A 3,303-nucleotide genomic window follows, 5' to 3' on the forward strand; every position below is an offset into this window, starting at 1 on the left:
TCAGGGACAGCATTTATGCTTTTGCCAGCCTTTTTAGCAGCAATAAATATTTTGCGGTGGTGTTCTGGAGTTGTGCGGAATGGAAGTTTACCAGAGAATGGTTTATCAGGCTCCTCTCCTAGTTCTTCGCAGAAAGCAAGATAATCATCAACAGAAATTTGAAATTCTTGACGCGCTTCGTCTACAGTTTTTGCCTTAAAGGTAATTACGTCATTAATATCTAGGACTTGACCAAAAAGTATTCCCGCTTCTACATCTACTTCTATACTAGCTGTGTATCCTTTATAAGTCATCATATTTCAAATCCTGCCTTAATTAAAAAGTCTCTAACAGATTTGACTGCTCCTTTATCTGTCTCATTTTGAGGATGCGGTTCGTGAAAAACAGCTTTCACATCATTTAATTTCACACGAACCCGCGAACCTCTACCTTGAGTAATATCAGCACCGAGAGCTATAAATAAACTTTCAATATCTTTCCAAAGAATATTAGATGGTACAGGATTTGTAAAAATTAACTCTAAAATCTGACGTTGTTTGTTATTGAGGGAGCATCCCTCTTTGGCAGATATACCAGTTGTTGGGAGAATGTAGGGAAATACCTAAACCGCCCATCTAAAACATGACACCTGAAAAACAAGCACGTCTAGAAGCCTGCTTAAAAGAACTAGCAACCCTTCTATATGAACAGACGGACAAAAGTACACTAACGGGACTTAGACAAAATAGGAGAGTAAAAAAGAGTATAATGCTATCTCAGCATAGCTTTCACGTTGAAAAAAGCTGATGAAAGAAACTACCCCCGCAGCCATGCCTCCGTGCTTTGAAAGATGGTGTCAACGATTTGACAATGTGTTTACTCATAAGGCTCAAAAAAGAGAGTTTAGACACTATTTAGGGGGATTATTGGGTAAAGTGAGAGAAAAAATCTATTTCAAATGGCAGAGAACGCCGTAGGAGTGACTTATCACCGATTACACCACTTCTTAACTGAGGCACCTTGGTCTAGTTATAGGGTCAACGAGTGTCGTTTAGAGATCATGAACAAGTGTAGTCAAACGAGGATTAGTAGAGGATTTAGCTTAATAATTGATGATTCTGGTCATCGAAAAAGTGGTAATTTTACGGATGGAGTAGGATTCTGTACATTGGAGAAATAGGTAAAACAGATAATGGAATAGTAGTAGTAACAACTCATTTATATGATGGAAGAAAAAGCTTGCCATTAGATATAGAGTTATATCAGCACGCTAATTCTTTAACAGAAGGCAAACAAGATCCAGAATTTGAGAAAAAACCTAAACTAGCACTCAAGTTAATAGACAGAACCCTCGAAAGAAGATATCAACGCAGAAATTCTCAAAAACAAAGCGTAGACGCGTAGCGCAAAGCCGGAGACTCCGAAAGCTCCGGGCTAGTCGTCAGACATCGCCTGTTGTGAAAGAGTGAGCGCGATTACAATAGTTATTCTGATTCTTTTTTGTATGTTGCGATCGCTGATTGTATGATGCCATTTAAGGCGATCGCCTTACAGAAAACCTCAAAAATAAAGCGTAGATGCGTAGCGGCTTGTCGCTAGACATCGCCCGTAATTATAGTGTTAGGTTCGCGTCTCCCACGATTTTGGATCTCTGCGACCATGAAAAATTGCCGTCACTATTACTCGACTCGACACAATTCGATAGTACACAGCATAGGGAAATCACCGCACTACTGCTCGTCGAATATCACCATAGACAATTACATAGGATTCTGGCATCTGAAAAATTCGATTCACCGTTTCGTCTACACAGTCTAAAAACTCTTCACCCAGACCGGGTTTCTGGCTCTCGTACCAACTGTGCGCTCTTCTCGAACCTCCGGGCGAAACACCAGGACATAATTCATTGCTGCCCCTTAATTGATGCTTTAATTTCCTCCCAAGTCAGCACATTATCTGGATTTGAATCATAGTCAGCAGTTCGACGATCGAGTTCTTGCTTTTGTGCATCGGTTAAATAGGGTAAACTTGCTCTGCTGCGATGCTATCCCAAATTGCCTGCACAATACGGATTCTATCTTCAACACTGAGAGTTGCGATTTCGTTCAAAGTAGCTGTGATATCCATACTGATTAACTTGGAGTGAGGAAGCAACTGGTAACATCTTAAATATAGCGGACAAGATTTTCTCCATCCAATCAAAGGCTGCATTGCTTTGATGCCCAATAGAGCGATGTCTACGACGGGCTACGCCTACGCTTTGCAGAAAACCTCAAAAATAAAGCGTAGACGCCTAGCGGCTTGTCGTTAAACATCGCCTGTTGTGGAAGAGTGAGTGCAATGTCTACGACGGGCTACGCCTAAGCTTTGTTTAAACATTCAATTCTCAATTTTGCAAAGTTGCGAATACTAAGACAACCCCAACCAACACCGCAAAGATTGCTCTAAAAGTTCAGCATCAGCATCAGCTAACTTGCCAATCACTTTGACAACTAAGCTTTTATGCACTGTGTATAAACCTCTCTTGACTGCTGTAGCCACGTTTAGCCCTGCTGCTGCCCATTCAGACAAGACAAACTCACCTTCTAGCAATGCTCCAGTTTTGCTCGTCAAAGGCGTGATTAAAATGTCTTGAGAAACGTGTGGCGCACTTACAACAACAGCAGGTCTAACTTTTGAACTGGACAAATCTGAAAAGGGATACTGAACCAAAATGATGTCATTTTTAGAGTAGTTCGGCATAAACATCATCCTCTGCGTTATCCCAAACTGATGAGAGTGATGTTTGACTGGTTTGAAGCCAAAATTCAGTTTCATCATCAGGAAGCAGCGTCACTAGCACTTTTGTTCCTTCCGGTAATTCCTCTGACTCCAGCAATTCGATTTTTCCTTCCCGAACAGTAGCCCAAAGCGTTTTTAGCATATCTGTTTTATGAATAGTCATGCTTTAATTTTATGCTTCGATAGTTGATGAGGTGCGATCGCCTTTCAGAAAATCTCAAAAATAAAGCGTAGGCGCGTAGCGGCTTGCCGTTAGACATCGCCTGTTTTGAAAGAGTGAGCAATTGCTTTATTTAGGCATTTAATTATAAATTTTTCTTCTTTGCTCCAGTGGAAAATTATTGCATAGCAAAGCATTATTTTTTTTTATACTTGCGTTTATTTGAGTATGCGATCGAATTTTATTTATAGTTATGTCAGAAATGTTGAATCTTGATACAAAACTTTACATATTTAATTACACTAACTCTAAAAAGTCCAAAATAGTCAACATGACATCATCTCCTCAAACCAATGAACATAACTGATTTTCTGACACATACA

The 3,303-nt window shown here is 40.0% G+C and carries 5 protein-coding genes and 2 pseudogenes; 1 reads left to right on the forward strand and 6 read right to left on the reverse strand.

Translation table 11 applies throughout. The features are described 5' to 3' along the window. On the reverse strand, positions 1 to 293 hold a 293-nt coding region (locus tag IQ229_RS19745), incomplete at its 3' end, for a type II toxin-antitoxin system HicB family antitoxin (protein ID WP_228013585.1). Beyond that, a complete protein-coding gene (locus IQ229_RS19750) occupies positions 293 to 571 on the reverse strand; it encodes a type II toxin-antitoxin system HicA family toxin (RefSeq protein ID WP_194046652.1) in 279 nt (92 codons plus the stop codon). The genes IQ229_RS19750 and IQ229_RS19745, both read right to left, overlap by 1 nt. A gap of 214 nt (positions 572 to 785) precedes the next feature. On the opposite strand from IQ229_RS19750, the pseudogene IQ229_RS19755 reads away from it, so the two are divergent. Next, positions 786 to 1,347, forward strand: a pseudogene (locus IQ229_RS19755) (IS701 family transposase); the annotation flags it as partial. A 535-nt stretch (positions 1,348 to 1,882) separates the two neighbouring features. Here IQ229_RS19755 and IQ229_RS24945 read toward each other — a convergent pair. From IQ229_RS24945 to IQ229_RS19770, 4 genes and pseudogenes are all read right to left on the reverse strand, one after another. Then, positions 1,883 to 1,960, reverse strand: a pseudogene (locus IQ229_RS24945) (addiction module protein); the annotation flags it as partial. A gap of 32 nt (positions 1,961 to 1,992) precedes the next feature. Further along, positions 1,993 to 2,106 carry an addiction module protein gene (locus IQ229_RS24950; RefSeq protein ID WP_409339951.1) on the reverse strand — a complete coding sequence of 38 codons (114 nt, stop codon included), beginning with the start codon at positions 2,104 to 2,106 and terminating at the stop codon, positions 1,993 to 1,995. 282 nt (positions 2,107 to 2,388) lie between these two features. Next, complete coding sequence (locus tag IQ229_RS19765) at positions 2,389 to 2,721, reverse strand: type II toxin-antitoxin system PemK/MazF family toxin (RefSeq protein ID WP_194046650.1); 333 nt, start codon at positions 2,719 to 2,721, stop codon at positions 2,389 to 2,391. After that, positions 2,705 to 2,923 carry a hypothetical protein gene (locus tag IQ229_RS19770; protein WP_228013586.1) on the reverse strand — a complete coding sequence of 73 codons (219 nt, stop codon included), beginning with the start codon at positions 2,921 to 2,923 and terminating at the stop codon, positions 2,705 to 2,707. Before IQ229_RS19770 ends, IQ229_RS19765 begins: the two co-directional genes overlap by 17 nt. Positions 2,924 to 3,303: the final 380 nt, after the last annotated feature.

Origin of the sequence: Nostoc cf. edaphicum LEGE 07299 (assembly GCF_015207245.1) — a bacterium.
Classification (GTDB): domain Bacteria; phylum Cyanobacteriota; class Cyanobacteriia; order Cyanobacteriales; family Nostocaceae; genus Nostoc; species Nostoc edaphicum_B.